Source organism: Kitasatospora sp. NPDC032150 (assembly GCF_055579945.1).
The window spans coordinates 18,661-36,923 of the sequence record NZ_JBVIMH010000032.1; the positions used below are offsets into that span (position 1 = coordinate 18,661).

Genomic DNA, 18,263 nt, shown 5'->3' on the forward strand with positions numbered 1-18,263 from the left:
CGCACCGGGGCCGGATTGTCAGTAGCCTTGCCTACCCTGAGCGGCATGACAGCAGCCAAGAACATCCCGGCCAGAATCAGCATCATCACCCTCGGCGTCGCCGACCTGCGGCGCAGCACCGAGTTCTACGAGACCCTGGGCTGGCAGCGGTCCAGCGCCTCCAGCCCCGAGATCGTCTGGTTCCGCACCGCGGACTCCGCCCTCGGCCTCTTCCCCGCCGAGGCTCTCGCGGCCGACGCCGGTGTGCCGGTCTCGGACGAACCGTCCTTCCGCGGCGTCACCCTCGCGGTGAACCTCGAATCGCCCGAGCTGGTCGACGCCGCCCTCGCGACGGCCGTCGCGGCGGGCGCCACGGTGGTCAAGCCCCCGGCCGGCACCGAGTGGGGCGGCTACTCCGGCTACTTCGAGGACTTGGACGGCCACCTCTGGGAGCTCTGCCACAACCCCTTCTTCCCGTTCACCGAGAGCGGCAGTCTGGACTTGCCGTAGCAACCCGTCATCCCGGGGGCCACCTTGGATCCCAACCACTACCGCTTCAGCTCCGTCTGGCAGCTGCCCGCCGAGCCGGACCGGGTCTACCGGGCCCTGGAGGACGTCGCCTGCTACCCGCAGTGGTGGCCGCAGATCCGCTCGGTCCGGCAACTGGACGCGCACAGCGGCGAGTTGGCCATCCGCTCGATCCTGCCGTACGGGCTCCGCGTCACCGTGCGCGAGCAGTACCGGGACGCGGCGGCCGGCCTGCTCCAGGCCGAACTCGGCGGCGACCTCCGGGGCTGGTCCCGCTGGCGGGTCTGCCCGGCCGCCCGGGGCCCGGGCGCCCTGGTGCTCTTCGAAGAGGACGTCCGCCCCACCAAACCCCTGATGCGCCGCCTCGCCCCGATCGCCCGCCCGCTCTTCCTCGCCAACCACGCCGCCATGATGCGGGCCGGCCGGCGGGGCCTGGGCGCCCATCTGGCGTGATCCGTCCCGCGCAGGGCGGAGGGCCTCCGCACCGGACCCGATGGCCCAGGGCCCCGGGGTGCGTGGGGCAGTACGGACACCCCGGCCGGGAGTCAGGGCGCGGAGCACCGCCCGCACGGCACCGCCGCCGGACCGCACGGCACCCGCGCCCCTGCCCTCGCCGCTACCTGCCGCGCTGGGAGCGGGCCTTGAAGGCCGCCTTGCGGGCCTCCTTGGCGACCTTCCGGTCCTCGTGCAGTTCGCCGACCGCCTCCAGCACCTCCGCCGTGTACGGGTGCTCGACCCGCCACAGCTCGGCGAAGAACTCCACCACGTGCTCACCCACCGGAAGCCCGGCCACCAGCTCCCGCAGCGCCTCGTTCTCCCCCTCGCTCGTCAGCAGCTGCGCGGCGAAGGTGTCCACCAGGCTCCAGAGCACCACCCGGCGCTCGGGCGCCCCGATCTCCACGCCCTGTTCGAGCAGCCAGGCCCGGACCCCGCCGCCCAGCTGCGGGTCGTCCACCACCTCCTGCGCGGCGGCCTGTGCCCCGGCCCCGATCACCTCCAGCGCCGACAGGCAGAGCAGCCGCCGCACCGGGCCGTACGGGTCGTTCCCCCTGGCCGCCGCCAGCAGCTCGCGGGCCGCCTGCACCGGCTCGCGGCCGGCGAGCCAGACGGCCAGCTCCCGGTCGGGCAGCACATTGTCGTTCTCGGAGATGCCGCGCAGCAGCTCCTCCGCCGTGCCCTGGGCCAGCTCACCGACCAGCGGGGCCTCGAAGCCGTCCTCCAGCAGCCACTGCCGCACGCCGTACTGACCGAGCGGGGTGAGCCGGACCGTCCCGAACCGGGCGACCTCGGCATCGTCCAGCAGGCCCTCGTCCGCCGCCGACGCCTCCTCGTCCGACTCCTCCTCGAACAGCGCGGGATCGATCGGCTGGTGCTCCAGCATCCCGAGCTCGGCCAGGTCGGCGAGCATCGGGTCCAGCGTCACCATCACATCGGTGATGTCGCCGAGCATCTCCTCGTCCGGCTCCTCGCCCTCGGGGACCACCAGCAGCGCGGCCAGCACACCGAGCGGCACCGTCTCCTGCCCGGGCTCGGCGAAGGCCGTGGTCTCGTAGAGCACCTGGAGCGCCTCGTCCAACAGCTCGGCCGCCGCCTGCCGGGACTCCTCCAGCTCCGCCAGCTCGGCCTCGTCGGTCTCCTCGGCGGCCTCCGCCGACTCTTCCGCGCCCTCCGCGGCCCCGGCGCGCTCGCGCTTCTCCTCCGCCAGGGCCAGCGAGTCGGCCTCGGCGGCCAGCTCACGCACGATCCCGGCCGCGGTCAGCCACAGTTCGAGGACCGTCTCCGGGTCGCCCTGCTCGGCGTCCGCCAGGTCGGGCCCGGGGACCGCCACGTGCTCGCCCTCGGCGGTGGTGCCGATCTCCACCAGCTCCAGGTCGCAGGCGAGCGACCAGGCCCGCATCGCCTCGATCACGGCCTCCTCCGGCGCGCTCCCCTGCTCGGGTGCCAGGCCGAGCAGCCGCGCGGCGGGCGCCCGGTCCGGGCCGATGAGGTCGCCGAACTCGTCCACCGCGCGGTGCGGCTCGGCCCAGCGGGCGAGCTTCAGCGCGTGGTCGATCAGGGGTACCGCCAGCGCGGCTGCGGCCAGCTCCTCCTCCGGCGGCAACAGGACCGGCGGTACGAGCACCACGGCATCGTCCATGTCGTCCTCCTCGCGGCCGTGCGCCGCGAACGCCCCGTACAGATCGGCCAGCTCGTAGTCGGCGGGCAGCAGGCCCTCGTCCTTCGCTCCGGGCCCGTTCTCCGCCGGGTTCTCGGGCTTGGTGCGACGTCGTCCGGCCATCGTGCGCGTTCTCCCGTACTGACAATTGTCGTAGTGGTGGTGCTCACAGTGCTCACGCCCCGCCCGCCTCGACGAGCCGTCACTGCGCCACAGGACCGGGTGTGGGTACCGGTCCATCTACTCAGCGTAGCCGTCGGCGCGGCCGCGTGCCCGACCGACCGGTCCTCGCGCCGCTGACACCCGAACCGAACACGTATCCTTCGCTTGGCGCAGTGCACACCCCGCACGGCCACCGGGCAACGACGCCCACCCCACCCTCCACACCGGCGCCCTCCCCTGCCCGCCCACGGGACATCGGGAACCGCCCCGGCAGGAGGGCAGTACCACTCACCCGCGCCGCCGGCGACTCCGACTCAAGGCCACCACCCCAGGCCCTGCCCGGGCCCGGTTGCGCCTGGCCACAGGAGACCCCTGCCATGGCGGACCTCTCCACCGCCGGCCCCGGACTGCCCACGGCGCAGAACCCGGTACGCCGGCTCTCGGAGGCCCTGCTCCCCCTGGAGCTCGCACCACGTACGCAACTCCAGCTCTCCGCGATCAGCCGTTGGAACGCGGTGCGCGGCATACGCGTCGGCCTGGTCGCCGCCGCCCTGCTGTTCCTGCTGATCGGTGCCAACCTGGCGACGCCGATCTACCCGGTGCTCCAGCAGCGCCTCGGGCTCACCGCGCTCGACACCACCATCCTCTTCACCATCTACGTCTTCGCCCTGGTCCCGGTGCTGGCAGCGGTCGGCCACTGGTCCGACCACCTCGGCCGGCGGGCGATGATCCTGCCCGCCGTCGCGCTGGCCGCCGGCGGTGACGCGCTCTTCGCCACCGCGGGCAGCTTCGGTCAGCTCGCCGCCGGACGGGCCGTCCAGGGCATCGCGGTGGGCCTGTCCACCGGGGCCGCCGGCGCCGCCCTCGGCGACCTGCTGCCGGAGCACCAGACCCTGGCCGCCAAACTCACCCTGGCCTGCTCGGCCGGCGGTGTCGCACTCGGCCCGGTCGTCGGAGCGCTGCTGGCTGGCGGCAACAACCCGCTGCTGACGCCGTTCCTGGTGCACGCCCTGGCCCTGCTGGCGCTCTGCGTCCCGCTCGCGCTGGTCCACCCCCGGATGCCCGGTGGGCTGCGCCCCGAGTCCTCCCCGCCGCGCATCACCACCCCGGCCCATCTGCGGCCCAAGCGGCTCGCCCTGCCCGCACGGGGCCGCCGCGAGTTCCTGCTCGCCGCCGGGGCCGGCTTCGTCTCCTACGCGGTCTTCGGTGTCTACCTCAGCCTGGCACCCGCCTTCTCCGCCAAGGTGCTGCACACCTCCTCGCACCTGACCGGCGCGGTGGTCGCCGCCCTGCTGCTCGGCTCCTCGGCCGCCGCCCAGCTGCTCGTCCCGCCGACCGCCGACCGCCTGGTGATCGCCCTCGGCATGACAGGCCTGGCCGCCGGACTCGGCATGGTGGTCGCCGCCGGCTACACCGGCACCGCTGCACTGCTCTTCATCGGCAGCGTGCTCGGCGGCGCCTGCCAGGGCGTGGCCTTCCGCTCCCTGTTCACCACCGCGGTCGCCGCCATGGACCCCGAGCGCCGCGGCAGCGAACTCTCCACCCTCTGGGTGATCATCTACCTGGGCAGCTCCCTGCCGATCGTCGGCGTGGGCGCCCTGGTCCGCTCCTACGGCCTGCTGCCGTCCGTCAGCGGCTTCGTCGGCCTCGCGGCCGCGGCCTGCCTGGGCCTGGCGGGGGCGGTGGTCAGGCGGCGCTAGTCCGACCAGGGACGCCAGGATTCGGTGCGGATCTCGACACCGAACGGCTCGGGCGACCGGACGAGATCGCCGAAATTCCAGGTCTCGGCGGTCTCGTACCTCCCGGACGCGGAGTCCGGCTCACTGAACAGGGGTGACGCCGGACTGCCGCGGATCCAATCGCGGCCACCACGCGCCCAGCATGGCCGTCCGCACGCAGATACACCACCGCCCCGTGGACCGTTACCTCGAAAGGGGGATCCACGGGGCGGTGGCGGAAAGCTCGGGCGATCAGACGTTGAAGCCGAGGGCGCGGAGCTGATCGCGGCCGTCGTCGGTGATCTTGTCGGGGCCCCACGGCGGCATCCAGACCCAGTTGATCCGCAGGTCCTTCACCAGACCGTCGGTGGCGGTCTTGGCCTGGTCCTCGATGACGTCGGTCAGCGGGCAGGCCGCCGAGGTGAGCGTCATGTCGATGGTGGCCACGTCGTCCTCGTCGATGTGGACGCCGTAGATCAGGCCCAGGTTGACGACGTCGATGCCCAGCTCGGGGTCGACGACGTCCATCAGGGCCTCGGTCAGGTCCTCGACGGACACGGTTCCGGCGCTGGTGCCCACCGGCCCGTCGGGGCTGCTCTCGGCAACCGTGCTCTCGGTCTCGCTCATTGATACGTCCTTCAGTCGTTGATGGCGGGCTGCTCGGCGAGGGCCTTCGCGGTGGCGTCCTTCCAGGCCATCCAGCTCAGCAGCGCGCACTTGACCCGGGCGGGGTACTTGGAGACACCGGCGAACGCGACCGCGTCCTCCAGCACCTCCTCGTCGCCCTCGGCCTGGCCCTTGCTCTGCATCAGCTCCAGGAAGGCCTCCTGGATGGCCCGGCCCTCGCCGACGGTCTTGCCGACCACCAGGTCGTTCAGCACCGAGGCGCTGGCCTGGCTGATCGAGCAGCCCTGCGACTCGTAGGAGATGTCCGCCACCACCGAGCCGTCGAGCTTGACCCGCAGGGTGATCTCGTCCCCGCAGGTCGGGTTGACGTGGTGCACCTCGGCGTCGCCGTCCCGCAGCCCCTTGCCGTGGGGGTTGCGGTAGTGGTCCAGGATGATCTCCTGGTACATCGAGTCGAGCTTCATGTCGGTGAACCCAGCCCTCAGCCGAAGAAGTTGCGGACGTGGTGCAGACCGGCGATCAGTGCGTCGACCTCGGCCGGCGTGGAGTACAGGTAGAACGACGCCCTGGTGGTCGCCGGAATTCCGTACCGCAGGCAGACCGGCCGCGCGCAGTGGTGGCCGACCCGCACGGCGATGCCCTGCTCGTCCAGCACCTGGCCCACGTCGTGCGGGTGGATGTCACCGAGGGTGAAGGAGATCGCGGCACCGCGGTCGACGGCCGTGCGGGGGCCGATGATCCGCAGCTCCGGGACCTCCAGCAGGCGCTCGACCGCGTACTCGGTGATCGCGTGCTCGTGAGCGGCGATCTTCTCCATGCCGATGTTCGACAGGTAGTCGATGGCCGCGCCGAGGCCGACCGCCTGGGCGATCGGCGGAGTGCCCGCCTCGAACTTGTGCGGCGCCGGGGCGTAGGTGGACGAGCCCATGGTGACGGTCTCGATCATCTCGCCGCCACCGAGGAACGGAGGCAGGTCCTCCAGCAGCTCCTGGCGGCCCCAGAGCACGCCGATGCCGGTCGGGGCCAGCATCTTGTGGCCGGTGAAGGCGACGAAGTCGGCCTCCAGCGCCTGGACGTCCAGCACCATGTGCGGCGCGGCCTGCGAGGCGTCGATCACCACCAGGGCACCGACCGACTGGGCCTTGCGGACGATGGTCTCGACCGGGTTGATGGTGCCCAGCAGGTTGGAGACCAGGGTGAAGGAGACCACCTTGGTCTTCTCGGTGATCAGCTCGTCGATGTCGGAGAGGTCCAGCCGGCCCTCGTCGGTCAGCCCGAACCACTTCAGCTTCGCGCCGGTGCGCTGCGAGAGCAGCTGCCACGGAACGATGTTGGAGTGGTGCTCCATCTCCGTGATGACGATCTCGGAGTCCGCGTCCACCCGGTACGGCTCGTCGGCCCAACCCAGCATGTTGGCAACCAGGTTGAGGGACTCGGAGGCGTTCTTGGTGAAGATCACCTCGTCCCGACTCGGCGCGTTGATGAAGGCCGCGACCTTGTCGCGGGCGCCCTCGTACAGCGCCGTGGCCTCCTCGGCCAGCACGTGCACACCGCGGTGCACGTTGGCGTTGTGCCGCTCGTAGTACGCGTTGAGGGCCTCCAGCACCTGCCGGGGCTTCTGCGAGGTCGCCGCGTTGTCCAGGTAGACCAGGGGCTTGCCGTCGTGCAGCAGACGCTGCAGGACCGGGAAGTCCTTGCGGATCGCCTCGGTGTCGAGCAGCCCGGTCAGCGCCGAGCCAGGATGGGTTGTCACTCGGAAGCGCCGCCCTTCACGTAGGCCTCGTAGCCCTCTTCCTCCAGCTTGTCGGCGAGCTCGGCACCGCCGGACTCGACGATGCGGCCGCCCGCGAAGACGTGGACGTAGTCGGGCTGGATGTACCGCAGGATGCGGGTGTAGTGGGTGACCAGCAGGGTGCCGACCTCGCCGGTGGCGCGGACCCGGTTGATGCCCTCGGAGACGACACGCAGCGCGTCGACGTCCAGGCCGGAGTCGGTCTCGTCCAGGATCGCGATCTTCGGCTTGAGCAGCTCCAGCTGCAGGATCTCGTGGCGCTTCTTCTCACCACCGGAGAAGCCCTCGTTGACGTTGCGCTCGGCGAAGGCCGGGTCCATCTGGAGGGCGGCCATCGTCTCCTTGACCTCCTTCACCCAGGTGCGCAGCTTCGGGGCCTCGCCGCGCACGGCGGTGGCGGCGGTGCGCAGGAAGTTGGAGACCGAGACGCCGGGGACCTCGACCGGGTACTGCATGGCCAGGAAGACACCGGCGCGGGCACGCTCGTCGACCGACATCGCCAGCACGTCCTCGCCGTCCAGCAGCACCGAGCCGCTGGTGACGGTGTACTTGGGGTGGCCGGCCAGCGAGTAGGCCAGGGTGGACTTGCCGGAGCCGTTGGGGCCCATGATCGCGTGGGTCTCGCCCTGCTTCACGGTCAGGTCGACGCCGCGCAGGATCTCCTTGCGCGGGCCATCCGACGAGTCACCAGTCTCGACGGAGACGTGCAGGTCACGGATTTCAAGCGTTGCCATGTGTACTCAGGACTCCTGGTTGACGGAGACGAGCACATCGTCCCCTTCGATCTTTACGGGGTAGACAGTGACCGGCTTGGTGGCGGGAAGCCCGGACGGCTTGCCGGAACGCAGGTCGAAGCTGGAGCCGTGCAGCCAGCACTCGATCCTGCAGTCCTCGACCTCGCCCTCGGAGAGGGAGACGTTCGCGTGCGAGCAGATGTCGTTGATCGCGAACACCTCGCCCTCGGTGCGGACCAGGGCGACCGGGACGCCGTTCAGCTCGACGCGCTTGGGCACGTCCTCGTGGAGCTCGCTCAGCGAGCAGGCGCGCAGGAAACTCATCCGACCGTCGCTTCCAGCTCGGCCTCGATCTTCTCCATCAGGTGGTCCTGGATCTCGGCGACGCCGATCTGCTGGACCAGCTCGGCGAAGAAGCCGCGGACCACCAGGCGGCGGGCCTCGTCGGCCGGGATGCCGCGGGCCTGCAGGTAGAAGAGCTGCTCGTCGTCGAAGCGGCCGGTGGCCGAGGCGTGGCCGGCGCCGACGATCTCGCCGGTCTCGATCTCCAGGTTGGGGATCGAGTCGACCCGGGCGCCGTCGGTGAGCACCAGGTTGCGGTTCTGCTCGTAGGTGTCGGTGCCGACGGCGGCGGCGCGGATCAGCGCGTCGCCGACCCAGACCGCGTGCGCGTCCTGGCCCTGCAGGGCGCCCTTGTAGACCACGTTGGACCGGCAGTGCGGGGTGTCGTGGTCGATGATCAGGCGGTGCTCCAGGTGCTGGCCGGCGTCGGCGAAGTACAGGCCGTACAGCTCGGCCTCGCCGCCGGAGGCGGTGTAGCGCACCCGCGGGTGGATCCGGACCAGGTCGCCGCCGAAGGTGACGAGCACGGACTTGAGCGAAGCGTCCCGGCCGACCAGGGCGGACTGCTGGGCGGCGTACACCGCGTCGCGCTCCCAGTCCTGGACGGAGACGAAGGTGAGCTTGGCGCCGTCGCCGACCAGCAGCTCGACGTTGGCGGCGCGGGTGCCGGTGCCGGTGTGGTTCAGCACCACGACGGCCTCGGCGAACGGCTTGACGTCGATCACCACGTGCGCGAAGCGGACCCCGCCCTCGCCGTGCACGTCGATCTTCACCGGCTCGGTCAGCACCGTCTCCTTGGGGACGGTGACGACCAGCGCCTGCTCGAAGCCGCTGTACGCCTGCGCGGCGACCCGGTCCACCGGCTTGCCCGCCTTGCCGAGACGGGCGTCCTCGCGGCCGACGGTCTCGGCGGTGACGCCGGCCGGCAGGCTCAGCTCGACCTTGTCCTCGCCCTTGTCCGCGGCGGCGGCGCTCCCGTCGTGCAGCCCGCCGAGGCGGTGCAGCGGGGTGAACCGCCAGTCCTCCTCACGGCCGTGCGGGACCGGGAAGTCGTTCACGTCGTAGGACGGCTTCACCGCGACGCGGGCGTCGATCGGCTGCTGGACGGTGGCCCGGCCGGTGCCGGGCCCGGCCAGCTGGGCACCGGCTCCGGTGGTGCCGACCTCGATCGAACCGGCGGTGGTGGCGCCGGAGGTGTTCTGAACGTCAGCCATGGCTGTTCGTAGTGCTCTCTTCCTCAAAGGTGTGGATGGACGGGACCTCGGCCGGGTGTCAGCCGACGGAGCCCTCCATCTGCAGCTCGATCAGCCGGTTGAGCTCCAGCGCGTACTCCATCGGCAGCTCGCGCGCGATCGGCTCGACGAAGCCGCGGACGATCATCGCCATCGCCTCGAACTCGGTCATGCCGCGGCTCATCAGGTAGAAGAGCTGGTCCTCGCTGACCTTGGAGACGGTGGCCTCGTGGCCCATGGACACGTCGTCCTCGCGGACGTCCACGTACGGGTAGGTGTCCGAGCGGGAGATGGTGTCGACCAGCAGCGCGTCGCAGAGCACGTTGGACTTGGCGCCGTGCGAACCCTCGCCGATCTCGATCAGACCGCGGTAGGAGGTCCGGCCGCCGCCCCGGGCCACCGACTTGGAGACGATGTTGGAGGAGGTGTTCGGTGCCATGTGGACCATCTTGGCGCCGGCGTCCTGGTGCTGGCCCTCGCCCGCGAAGGCGATCGACAGGGTCTCGCCCTTGGCGTGCTCGCCCATCAGGTAGACGGCCGGGTACTTCATGGTGACCTTGGAACCGATGTTGCCGTCGACCCACTCCATGGTCGCGCCCTCGTACGCCACGGCGCGCTTGGTGACCAGGTTGTAGACGTTGTTCGACCAGTTCTGGATGGTCGTGTAGCGGCAGCGGCCGCCCTTCTTGACGATGATCTCGACCACGGCGCTGTGCAGCGAGTCCGAGGAGTAGATCGGCGCGGTACAGCCCTCGACGTAGTGGACGTAGGCGTCCTCGTCGACGATGATCAGCGTCCGCTCGAACTGGCCCATGTTCTCGGTGTTGATCCGGAAGTAGGCCTGCAGCGGGATGTCGACGTGCACGCCCTTCGGCACGTAGATGAACGAACCGCCGGACCACACGGCCGTGTTGAGCGCGGCGAACTTGTTGTCACCGGCCGGGATGACGGTGCCGAAGTACTCCTTGAACAGCTCCGGGTGCTCGCGCAGCGCGGTGTCGGTGTCCAGGAAGATGACGCCCTGCGCCTCCAGGTCCTCGCGGATCTGGTGGTACACGACCTCGGACTCGTACTGCGCGGCGACACCGGCGACCAGGCGCTGCTTCTCCGCCTCCGGGATGCCCAGCTTGTCGTAGGTCGCCTTGATGTCCGCGGGCAGGTCCTCCCAGGACTCGGCCTGCTTCTCGGTGGAGCGGACGAAGTACTTGATGTTGTCGAAGTCGATGCCGGAGAGGTCCGAACCCCAGGTCGGCATGGGCTTCTTCTCGAACAGCTTCAGGCCCTTGAGACGCAGGTTGAGCATCCACTCGGACTCGTTCTTCTTCGCCGAGATGTCGCGGACGACGTCTTCGCTCAGGCCCCGCTTGGCGGCGGCACCGGCGACGTCCGGGTCCGCCCAGCCGTACTCGTAGGTGCCCAGGCCCTCGAGCTCCGGGTGCGAAACGGTGTCAGTCATGCGAGGTTCCTCCGCGCGGACGCTGAATTCTGATCGGTAGACGTACCGGCAGTCGGCACGGCATCGGGAGCCCGGCGCGGGCCGGGCGACGATGCGGCACCGGGTGCCGGCACATAGGTGGTGCAGACCCCGTCACCGTGGGCGATGGTGGCCAGCCGTTGCACATGGGTGCCCAGGAGCCGGGAGAAGACCTCGGTCTCCGCCTCGCAGAGCTGCGGGAACTGCTCGGCGATGTGCGCGACCGGGCAGTGGTGCTGGCAGAGCTGGGCGCCCGCCGGGGCCTTCGCGGCGGTCGACGGCACCCGCCGCACCGTGGCAGCGTACCCGTCGGCGCTCAGCGCCTGGGCGAGAGCCTCGGTGCGCTGCTCCGGTGCGGCCTGGCCGAGCATGGCGAGGTACTTCTGGCCCTGCTTGCCGAACCGGGCCCGGGCGAAGGCGGCGACCGCCTCCTCGCCCGCCTCGCCGCCGCCCACCGACTCGGAGATCCAGCGCAGGGCGTCGGCGGCGAGCTGGTCGTAGGCCTGGTAGAAGGCGTCCCGGCCGGACTCGGTGAGGACGAAGACCTTGGCGGGACGGCCCCGGCCCCGGCTGCCGTAGACCCGCTGCTCGCGGGATTCGACCAGACCGGCGGCGAGCAGTCCGTCCAGGTGACGGCGGACGGCCGCGGCGGTCAGCCCGAGGCGGCTGGCCAGGTCGGCGGCGGAGGAAGGGCCGTGGTCGAGGATCGAACGGGCCACCCGGTCCCGGGTGGCCCGGTGGCCCTCCAGCAGTACCTCGGCCGCCGTCGCGGGCACGGCACAGCCGGGGGCCGACTCGGCCTCCTGCTGATCCACCTGCTCGCGCATGTTTTTCACAACACGATTGTTGCGTAATTCCTTCCCGTGAAACAAGCCGTGATCCACGCCTCACCCATGTCATCCGTCACGCAGGCAAGCCTTACCTGGCCCGCGGAAACGATCACGGCACGCGGTGTGAACCCGTCCCGAGCCGAGGGGGTACCCCCGGCCGGAGGCTGGGGGGCGGCGCGCCGACGTCGAAAGGGACGAGTGACAAGCGAGTGAAGCGAGCGGCGGAGCAGGGCCCCTCCTGCTCGATGGCGGGCAAGGAGGGCGAGCGTCGGCGCCGAGTACGAGCGCCTGGCGGCGAGTGGGCAAGTGAAGGCCACGTGTCAGGTCCTCTTACACTCGCCGGTATGCAGACTTCACCCGCCGTCGAGGTGACCGGACTGGTCAAGCGCTACGGCGAGAAGACGGCCGTGGACGGCCTCGACCTCACCGTCGAACGCGGCGCCGTCACCGCCGTACTCGGCCCCAACGGCGCCGGCAAGACCACCACCATCGAGACCTGCGAGGGCTATCGCCGCCCGGACGCCGGCACCGTCCGCGTCCTCGGCCTCGACCCGATCGCCGACGCCCGCGAGCTGCGCCCCAGGGTCGGCGTGATGCTCCAGTCCGGCGGCGTGTACGCGGGCGCCCGCGCGGTGGAGATGCTGCGCCACACCGCCAGGCTGCACGCCGACCCGCTGGACGTGGACGCCCTGGTCGAGCGCCTGGGGCTGGGATCCTGCGGCCGCACCACCTACCGCCGCCTCTCCGGCGGCCAGCAGCAGCGCCTGGCCCTGGCCATGGCCGTGGTCGGCCGCCCCGAGCTGGTCTTCCTGGACGAGCCCACCGCCGGCCTCGACCCGCAGGCCCGCCGAGCCACCTGGGACCTCGTCCGCGACCTCAAGCGCGACGGCGTCACCGTGATCGTCACCACCCACTACATGGACGAGGCCGAGGAACTGGCCGACCGGGTCGCCATCATCGACCGCGGCAGGGTCATCGCCGCCGGCAGCCCGGCGGAACTCCGCGGCAGCGGCGGCGAGTCCAGCGTGCACTTCGAGGCCCCCGCCGGACTCGACCTCGCCACGCTGCGCAAGCTCCTGCCGGACGGCGTCGCCGCCGCCGAGACCGCCCCCGGCCACTACCGCGTCGAGGCCAGGCTCGAACCCGAGGTGCTCTCGGCGATCAACGAATGGTGCGCGCTGGCCGGCGCCGCCCCCGAGCGGCTCACCGCGCGGCTGCGCAGCCTCGAAGACGTCTTCCTCGATCTGACCGGACGGGACCTGCGATCGTGACCACCTCCTACTCCCCCGCACCTGGCGCGGCACCCGTCGGCCGGATGCTGCTGGCGCAGACCGCCTTCGAGACGAAGATGCTGCTGCGCAACGGCGAGCAGCTGCTGCTCACCGTGGTGATCCCGACCGTGCTGCTGGTGCTGTTCAGCGCCGTGGACGTGGTCTCGGTGGACGGCCCCGGCAAGCGGGTGGACTTCCTGGCCCCCGGCCTGCTGGCGCTCGCCGTGATGTCCACCGCCTTCACCGGTCAGGCCATCGGCGTCGGATTCGAACGCCGCTACGGCGTGCTCAAGCGGCTCGGCGCCTCTCCGCTGCCGCGCTGGGCGCTGCTGACCGCCAAGACCGGCTGCGTCCTGGTCACCGAGGTGCTGCAGGTCCTGCTGCTCTCGGTGATCGCCCTCGCCCTCGGCTGGGCCCCGCACGGGCTGGCAACACCAGGAGGGGCGCTCGCCCTGGCCGGCCTGCTGGTGTTGGGCACCGCCGCCTTCTCCGGCCTCGGCCTGCTGATGGCCGGAACCCTTCGGGCGGAGGCCACCCTGGCCGCCGCCAACCTGGTGTTCATCCTGCTGCTGCTGGCCGGCGGCGTGGTGGTCCCGCTCGCCAAGTTCCCCGCCGCGATCCGCTCGGCCCTGGAACTGCTGCCGATCAGCGCGCTCTCCGACGGCCTGCGCTCGGTCCTCCAGTACGGCTCCGGCGTCCCCTGGTCCGACCTCGGCATCCTCGCGGTCTGGGCCGCCCTGGGGCTGGCGGCGGCGGCCCGCTTCTTCCGCTGGGAGTAGACCGCCCGGGGCGCCGGGGGCAGACGGGCGGCTCCCGCGCCCCGGCGCCCGGGCCGTCCGGATCCTTCCGGCCCGGCGAGGTCCGCCGGGCAGGCCCTGGCTAGGCTGGTTCCGTGACCTTTCACGGCTGGCCGGCCGAGGCGCTCGAGTTCTACGAGCACCTGGAGGCCGACAACTCCAGGACCTTCTGGAACGCCCACCGCGCCACCTACGAGGAGTCGGTCCGGGCCCCGATGGCCGACCTGCTGGACGAGCTGGAGGACGAGTTCGGCCCGGGCAAGATCTTCCGGCCCAACCGCGACATCCGGTTCAGCGCCGACAAGTCCCCGTACAAGACCCACATCGGCGCCCACCTCAGCACCGGCGGCTACATCCAGCTCTCCGCCGACGGCCTGGCCTGCGGCAACGGCATGTACCGGCTCGCCACCGACCAGCTGGCCCGCTACCGCACCGCCGTCGCCGAGGACATCACCGGCGCCGAACTCGAACGCGTGATCGCCGAGGTCGAGCGGGCCGGCCCCACCGTGCACGGCCGCGACGAGCTCAAGAGCGCCCCGCGCGGCTACCCCAAGGACCACCCCAGGATCGGCCTGCTCCGCTGCAAGGGCCTGGTCGCCTGGCAGGAGTGGGAACCCGCCGCCTGGCTCGGCACCCGGACCGCCGCCGGGCGGATCACCGCCTTCCTGCGCGCCTCCCTGCCCCTGAAGGCCTGGCTCGACCACCACGTCGGCCCGAGCGAACTCCCCGAGCGGTAGCCGCCCGATCAGTGCCGGCGCGCGGAGCGACGGCGGGTGGCGAACAGCAGTCCACCGCCGATCGCGATCACGACCGCACCGGCCACGGCGATCACCGGGGTCCCGCTGCCGCCGCCGGTGGAGGCCAGCTCGGGGGCCGAGGAACTCGGCGAGGGGGTGGGCCTCTTGCTGCTGTGCGAGGGGCTGGGGGTCGGGCTGGGGGTCGGGCTGGCGCTCTGCGGCGGGCTAGGCGAGGGCGAGGGGCTGTGGCTCGGGCTCTGGCTGGGGCTGGGCGAGGGCGAGGTCCGGCAGGGGGCGATGCTCTCGGTCCGGTCGATGTTCCAGTCGGTGTTGCCCGGGTCCTCCGTGGTGCGGACGATCAGCTCGGCCTTGACGTCCGCGCTGTGCGACGGAACGGCGAAGCTCTGGCTGTAGGCATCGCCGAAGGTCTTCTCGTCGACCAGCTCCTCACCGTCCAGAACGAGGGTGACGGTGTTCTTGAACTGCGGGTTGTAGTCGGTCAGTTTGACGCTGATCTTGTCGCAGGTCACCGTCCAGACGGGGATGTGGGCCGAAGCGCTGCCGGCTAGCGCCAGGGGTGCCACCGTGCCGAGCGCGGCCGCTGCCGCCAGTGCGCCGATCCGAGTCCGTCGTTGTCCCGCCACGCCGAAGCCCCTTCCCGAACGACCTTGCCATGGACGGGCGTTGACAGTTCCGATCGCCCGGAGCCTGGCCTGCGGTGCGGCACTCTACCGGTCCGGACCCGTTGTGCCACCCCGCCGGATGGCCGGATGCATGTGGCCCAACAGCCCATCACAACAAGGGACTCCGGCACAGGCGATAACGGAAAATGCACACCGCCTGACCGATTCCGATCGAACAGTGCGCACTTACGCCTGGCGCGACCTCAGGACTCCCGGCCGACCGACGGGCCGGCGGGCTCCTCGGCGCCCTGCGATTGCCCGGCAGCCACCGCGAAGCCGCTCGGCTTCGCGGTGCCACCGGTGAACGCGGTTCGACTACCGTCTCCGCTGCCTTCGGCCTTGGCCGTGGCACTGGCGGAGGGGCGGCCGACGCCTGCGCGATCGAGACGGCACGCGACCCGGCGGGCAGACCGCCGAGCCGGTCGGGGACGGGCCCTGGGGCCGTCCCGGCGCGTCTCAGGACCACCAGAGCCTACCTGCTCCCCGGAGTGCCCTCCGCTGCCGTGCGCCGCCTCACCGGCGCCCACGCTTACCCGCACGCCGCCGGATAGGAACATCGACCGGTCTGTGGAGAATTGTCCGATCCGCTCGGCCCGCTGCTCCGGCACGCCCCCGGGCCAAGATCCGGTATAAGCCAACCTAGGATGAACGGGTGCGTACCCCCTCCTCCCTCCTCGCCGACCGCTGGCAGCCGTCCGTCGAGACCGTTCGCCGGGCCGCCTTCGCCGCACTGGTGATGAGCGTAGTGATCGTGCTCACCGGCGGCGCCGTCCGGCTGACCGCCTCCGGCCTGGGCTGCACCACCTGGCCCCGCTGCACCGGTGAGAGCCTGACGCCGACGCCCCAGATGGGCATCCACGGCGTCATCGAGTTCACCAACCGGATGCTCACCTACGTGCTGTGCGCGGCGATCGCCTGGGCCACCCTGGCGGCCCGCTGCCACCAGCGGTGGCGCCGCAGCCTCACCAAGCTCGGCTGGGCCCAGTTCTGGCTGGTGATGAGCAACGCCGTGATCGGCGGCATCACCGTGCTGACCGGCCTCAACCCGTACGTCGTCGCGGTCCACATGGTGGCCGCCATGGGCCTGGTCTGGGTCGCCCTGCTGATGTGGGAGCGCGCCAAGGAGGGCGACGGCGCCCCGGAGCAGCTGGTCTCCCAGCCGCTGGTACGGCTCTCGCAGCTGATGGTGGCGGTGATCGGACTGCTGGTGCTGGTCGGCACGGTGGTGACCGGCGCCGGCCACCACCCGGGCTCCTCCAGCGACGGCGGCAAGCCGGTGTACCGGATCCCGATCGACTACGACCGGCTCGTCCAGGCCCACGCCGACCTGGTCTTCCTGTCGATCGGCCTGGTGGTCGCACTGGTCTTCGCCTTCGCCGCCGTGAAGGCGCCGGCGGCAGCCCGGGCCCGGGTCCGCGAGCTCCTGTTCGTCCTGCTCGCCCAGGGCCTGCTCGGCCTCGTGCAGTACTTCACCGACGCCCCCGAGGTCATGGTCGGCCTGCACATGCTCGGCGCCGCCCTGGTCTGGGCCGCCGCCCTGCGCGTCCCGCTGGCCCTGCGCACCCGCGCCGACGAGCCCGTCCCGGCCGGCGCCGAGGCGGCCTCCAGGACCCTCCAGGCCGCCTGAGAGCACGACGAGAGGCCCTGATCCCGCAATCGGCGGGATCAGGGCCTCTCGTCGTCCCCGCGGTCAGCCGCCGAGTTGGATGCCGGCCATCCGCTTCCACTCGTACGCACCGGTCTTCACCTTGAGCCCCAGCTCGCCCTCGAAGCTGTCGTGCAGGGTCACCCCGGACAGCTCGGCGGCCCGGCGCCCGACGGCGTAGGTCGGGGCGACCTGGTCGCCCCACGTGCCGTCCGCGCCCACCAGGACGATCCGGGTGGCGGTACGGCCGACGTACTCGACCACGCCGTCGGCGCTGCCGCCGTGCTGCCGGGTGAAGCTCTCGATGTGCTTGGCGATGCGCTTCGCGCGGCGCTCGGCGCGGGCGTCCTGCGGGACGTTGGTGGCGGTCTCTGCGCTGGTCATGCCCGCATGCTACCCAGCAGTAGACACTCCTGCGACGCCGCTGCCGTGTGCGGCCCGACACACCTGCCGCCACATGCGGAAAGGCCCGACCTGGACCAGGTCGGGCCTTTCGTACAGCCGGTCGATCAGAGGAAGGGGTCCACCGCCACGACCACGAAGAGCAGCGACAGATAGGTGATCGACCAGTGGAACAGCCGCATCTCCTTCAGCTGCGCGCCCACGATCCCGGCCTTGGCGCGGTTGTACAGGCCGTGCGCCTCCTTGAGCCAGAACGCGCCGAGCACGGCCGCCGCCACCGGGTACAGCAGGGAGGTGTGCCCCAGCGGCCACAGGGCCAGCGAGACGGCCACCATCACCCAGGAGTAGACGACGATCTGCTTGGCCACCGCCAGGTTGCCCTTGAGCACCGGGAGCATCGGCACCCCGGCCTTCTGGTAGTCCTCCCGGACCTTCATGGAGAGCGGCCAGTAGTGCGGCGGCGTCCAGAAGAAGATCACCAGGAAGAGCACCAGCGCCGACCAGGACAGCGAGTTGCGCACCGCCGCCCAGCCGACGAAGACCGGCATGCAGCCCGCGATCCCGCCCCAGACGATGTTCTGGGTGGTGCGCCGCTTCAGGCCGAGCGTGTAGACGAAGACGTAGAACAGCAGCGCGGACAGCGCGAGGCCTGCGGACAGCCAGTTCACCAGCAGCCCGAGGAAGAGCGTGGAGCCGACCGCCAGCGCGATGCCGAACAGCAGCGCCTCGCGCGGCGACACCATGCCCGTGACGATCGGGCGGCGCTCGGTACGGGACATCACCGCGTCGATGTCACGGTCGATGTACATGTTCAGCGCGTTGGCACCGCCGGCCGACAGGTAACCGCCGAGCACCACCTTCAGGACCAGCAGCAGGTTGGGCACCCCATGCTGCGCCAGGAACATCACCGGGACGGTGCTCATCAGCAGCAGCTCGATGATCCGAGGCTTGGTCAGTGCAACGAATGCCCCTACGCGGGCCCCGAACGGCCGGTGCGCAGGGCTCGCCCCGACCGTCCCGGCAGGGCGGCTCTCGACGGCGGTCACGAACACCCCAACTCAAGATGAATCTTCACAGGCGTCCCCGGGACCGCTTGGTTGCCGTCACGACCGCGCTGCGCGTACCACGCCACCTTAGACGCTCCATATCTCCGGC

The 18,263-nt window shown here is 71.2% G+C and carries 19 protein-coding genes; 7 read left to right on the top strand and 12 right to left on the bottom strand.

Annotation, left to right across the window (positions count from 1 at the left end; genetic code table 11):
- The first annotated feature begins 45 nt into the window (after positions 1-45).
- Positions 46-489, top strand: a complete 444-nt coding sequence (locus ACZ5ON_RS28600; protein ID WP_465598739.1) for a VOC family protein — start codon at positions 46-48, stop codon at positions 487-489.
- Between the two features lie 24 nt (positions 490-513).
- Positions 514-960: an SRPBCC family protein gene (locus tag ACZ5ON_RS28605; protein ID WP_465598741.1), complete on the top strand. Its 447-nt coding sequence runs from the start codon at positions 514-516 to the stop codon at positions 958-960.
- A gap of 163 nt (positions 961-1,123) precedes the next feature.
- Here ACZ5ON_RS28605 and ACZ5ON_RS28610 read toward each other — a convergent pair whose 3' ends face one another.
- Positions 1,124-2,785 carry a hypothetical protein gene (locus ACZ5ON_RS28610; RefSeq protein WP_465598743.1) on the bottom strand — a complete coding sequence of 554 codons (1,662 nt, stop codon included), beginning with the start codon at positions 2,783-2,785 and terminating at the stop codon, positions 1,124-1,126.
- Between the two features lie 416 nt (positions 2,786-3,201).
- Between ACZ5ON_RS28610 and ACZ5ON_RS28615 the strand changes: the two genes are divergently transcribed.
- Positions 3,202-4,524 (top strand): MFS transporter, encoded by a 1,323-nt coding sequence (locus tag ACZ5ON_RS28615; protein WP_465598745.1) that lies wholly within the window; start codon positions 3,202-3,204, stop codon positions 4,522-4,524.
- Between the two features lie 270 nt (positions 4,525-4,794).
- Here ACZ5ON_RS28615 and ACZ5ON_RS28620 read toward each other — a convergent pair whose 3' ends face one another.
- The 8 genes from ACZ5ON_RS28620 to ACZ5ON_RS28655 are packed head-to-tail and all read right to left on the bottom strand — an operon-like array spanning position 4,795 to position 11,570.
- Positions 4,795-5,169 carry a metal-sulfur cluster assembly factor gene (locus tag ACZ5ON_RS28620; RefSeq protein ID WP_465598747.1) on the bottom strand — a complete coding sequence of 125 codons (375 nt, stop codon included), beginning with the start codon at positions 5,167-5,169 and terminating at the stop codon, positions 4,795-4,797.
- 11 nt (positions 5,170-5,180) lie between these two features.
- Positions 5,181-5,633, bottom strand: coding sequence for a Fe-S cluster assembly sulfur transfer protein SufU (gene sufU, locus ACZ5ON_RS28625; RefSeq protein ID WP_465598750.1), 453 nt, complete (start codon positions 5,631-5,633; stop codon positions 5,181-5,183).
- Between the two features lie 17 nt (positions 5,634-5,650).
- A complete protein-coding gene (locus ACZ5ON_RS28630; protein ID WP_465598855.1) occupies positions 5,651-6,898 on the bottom strand; it encodes a cysteine desulfurase in 1,248 nt (415 codons plus the stop codon).
- Between the two features lie 20 nt (positions 6,899-6,918).
- Positions 6,919-7,695 (bottom strand): Fe-S cluster assembly ATPase SufC, encoded by a 777-nt coding sequence (gene sufC / locus ACZ5ON_RS28635; RefSeq protein ID WP_465598752.1) that lies wholly within the window; start codon positions 7,693-7,695, stop codon positions 6,919-6,921.
- A gap of 6 nt (positions 7,696-7,701) precedes the next feature.
- The gene (locus tag ACZ5ON_RS28640) at positions 7,702-8,019 is read right to left on the bottom strand and encodes a bifunctional 3-phenylpropionate/cinnamic acid dioxygenase ferredoxin subunit (RefSeq protein ID WP_465598754.1); all 318 of its coding nucleotides are present in this window, start codon (positions 8,017-8,019) and stop codon (positions 7,702-7,704) included.
- Positions 8,016-9,251 (bottom strand): Fe-S cluster assembly protein SufD, encoded by a 1,236-nt coding sequence (gene sufD, locus ACZ5ON_RS28645; RefSeq protein WP_465598756.1) that lies wholly within the window; start codon positions 9,249-9,251, stop codon positions 8,016-8,018. Before sufD ends, ACZ5ON_RS28640 begins: the two co-directional genes overlap by 4 nt.
- Positions 9,252-9,309: 58 nt before the next feature.
- Positions 9,310-10,725, bottom strand: coding sequence for a Fe-S cluster assembly protein SufB (gene sufB / locus ACZ5ON_RS28650; protein WP_465598758.1), 1,416 nt, complete (start codon positions 10,723-10,725; stop codon positions 9,310-9,312).
- On the bottom strand, positions 10,722-11,570 hold the full coding sequence (locus ACZ5ON_RS28655; protein WP_465598857.1) for a helix-turn-helix transcriptional regulator: 849 nt from the start codon (positions 11,568-11,570) through the stop codon (positions 10,722-10,724). The genes sufB and ACZ5ON_RS28655 overlap by 4 nt, the downstream gene beginning before the upstream one ends.
- A 347-nt stretch (positions 11,571-11,917) precedes the next feature.
- Between ACZ5ON_RS28655 and ACZ5ON_RS28660 the strand changes: the two genes are divergently transcribed.
- The 3 genes from ACZ5ON_RS28660 (at position 11,918) to ACZ5ON_RS28670 (ending at position 14,378) form a co-directional block, all read left to right on the top strand.
- On the top strand, positions 11,918-12,844 hold the full coding sequence (locus tag ACZ5ON_RS28660) for an ABC transporter ATP-binding protein (protein WP_465598760.1): 927 nt from the start codon (positions 11,918-11,920) through the stop codon (positions 12,842-12,844).
- A gap of 44 nt (positions 12,845-12,888) precedes the next feature.
- Positions 12,889-13,623, top strand: coding sequence for an ABC transporter permease (locus tag ACZ5ON_RS28665; RefSeq protein ID WP_465598859.1), 735 nt, complete (start codon positions 12,889-12,891; stop codon positions 13,621-13,623).
- A 113-nt stretch (positions 13,624-13,736) separates the two neighbouring features.
- Positions 13,737-14,378 carry a DUF2461 domain-containing protein gene (locus tag ACZ5ON_RS28670; RefSeq protein ID WP_465598762.1) on the top strand — a complete coding sequence of 214 codons (642 nt, stop codon included), beginning with the start codon at positions 13,737-13,739 and terminating at the stop codon, positions 14,376-14,378.
- An 8-nt stretch (positions 14,379-14,386) separates the two neighbouring features.
- Here the strand turns inward: ACZ5ON_RS28670 and ACZ5ON_RS28675 are convergent, their stop codons facing one another.
- Positions 14,387-15,022: an LAETG motif-containing sortase-dependent surface protein gene (locus tag ACZ5ON_RS28675; RefSeq protein WP_465598764.1), complete on the bottom strand. Its 636-nt coding sequence runs from the start codon at positions 15,020-15,022 to the stop codon at positions 14,387-14,389.
- Between the two features lie 691 nt (positions 15,023-15,713).
- Between ACZ5ON_RS28675 and ACZ5ON_RS28680 the strand changes: the two genes are divergently transcribed.
- Positions 15,714-16,688 (top strand): COX15/CtaA family protein, encoded by a 975-nt coding sequence (locus ACZ5ON_RS28680; protein ID WP_465598766.1) that lies wholly within the window; start codon positions 15,714-15,716, stop codon positions 16,686-16,688.
- 63 nt (positions 16,689-16,751) lie between these two features.
- Here the strand turns inward: ACZ5ON_RS28680 and ACZ5ON_RS28685 are convergent, their stop codons facing one another.
- Complete coding sequence (locus ACZ5ON_RS28685) at positions 16,752-17,090, bottom strand: hypothetical protein (RefSeq protein ID WP_465598768.1); 339 nt, start codon at positions 17,088-17,090, stop codon at positions 16,752-16,754.
- A 125-nt stretch (positions 17,091-17,215) separates the two neighbouring features.
- Entirely contained in the window at positions 17,216-18,160 is a 945-nt protein-coding gene (locus ACZ5ON_RS28690; RefSeq protein ID WP_465598770.1) for a heme o synthase, read from the bottom strand.
- Between the last annotated feature and the right edge of the window lie 103 nt (positions 18,161-18,263).

Excerpts from the sequence above, each read along its gene's own strand:
- sufD (WP_465598756.1), bottom strand. The coding sequence starts at position 9,251 with ATGGCTGACGTTCAGAACACCTCCGGCGCCACCACCGCCGGTTCGATC.
- ACZ5ON_RS28620 (WP_465598747.1), bottom strand. The coding sequence starts at position 5,169 with ATGAGCGAGACCGAGAGCACGGTTGCCGAGAGCAGCCCCGACGGGCCG.
- ACZ5ON_RS28660 (WP_465598760.1), top strand. The coding sequence starts at position 11,918 with ATGCAGACTTCACCCGCCGTCGAGGTGACCGGACTGGTCAAGCGCTAC.
- ACZ5ON_RS28685 (WP_465598768.1), bottom strand. The coding sequence starts at position 17,090 with ATGACCAGCGCAGAGACCGCCACCAACGTCCCGCAGGACGCCCGCGCC.
- ACZ5ON_RS28615 (WP_465598745.1), top strand. The coding sequence starts at position 3,202 with ATGGCGGACCTCTCCACCGCCGGCCCCGGACTGCCCACGGCGCAGAAC.
- ACZ5ON_RS28665 (WP_465598859.1), top strand. The coding sequence starts at position 12,889 with ATGCTGCTGGCGCAGACCGCCTTCGAGACGAAGATGCTGCTGCGCAAC.
- ACZ5ON_RS28655 (WP_465598857.1), bottom strand. The coding sequence starts at position 11,570 with ATGCGCGAGCAGGTGGATCAGCAGGAGGCCGAGTCGGCCCCCGGCTGT.
- ACZ5ON_RS28610 (WP_465598743.1), bottom strand. The coding sequence starts at position 2,785 with ATGGCCGGACGACGTCGCACCAAGCCCGAGAACCCGGCGGAGAACGGG.
- ACZ5ON_RS28600 (WP_465598739.1), top strand. The coding sequence starts at position 46 with ATGACAGCAGCCAAGAACATCCCGGCCAGAATCAGCATCATCACCCTC.
- sufC (WP_465598752.1), bottom strand. The coding sequence starts at position 7,695 with ATGGCAACGCTTGAAATCCGTGACCTGCACGTCTCCGTCGAGACTGGT.
- sufB (WP_465598758.1), bottom strand. The coding sequence starts at position 10,725 with ATGACTGACACCGTTTCGCACCCGGAGCTCGAGGGCCTGGGCACCTAC.
- ACZ5ON_RS28640 (WP_465598754.1), bottom strand. The coding sequence starts at position 8,019 with ATGAGTTTCCTGCGCGCCTGCTCGCTGAGCGAGCTCCACGAGGACGTG.
- sufU (WP_465598750.1), bottom strand. The coding sequence starts at position 5,633 with ATGAAGCTCGACTCGATGTACCAGGAGATCATCCTGGACCACTACCGC.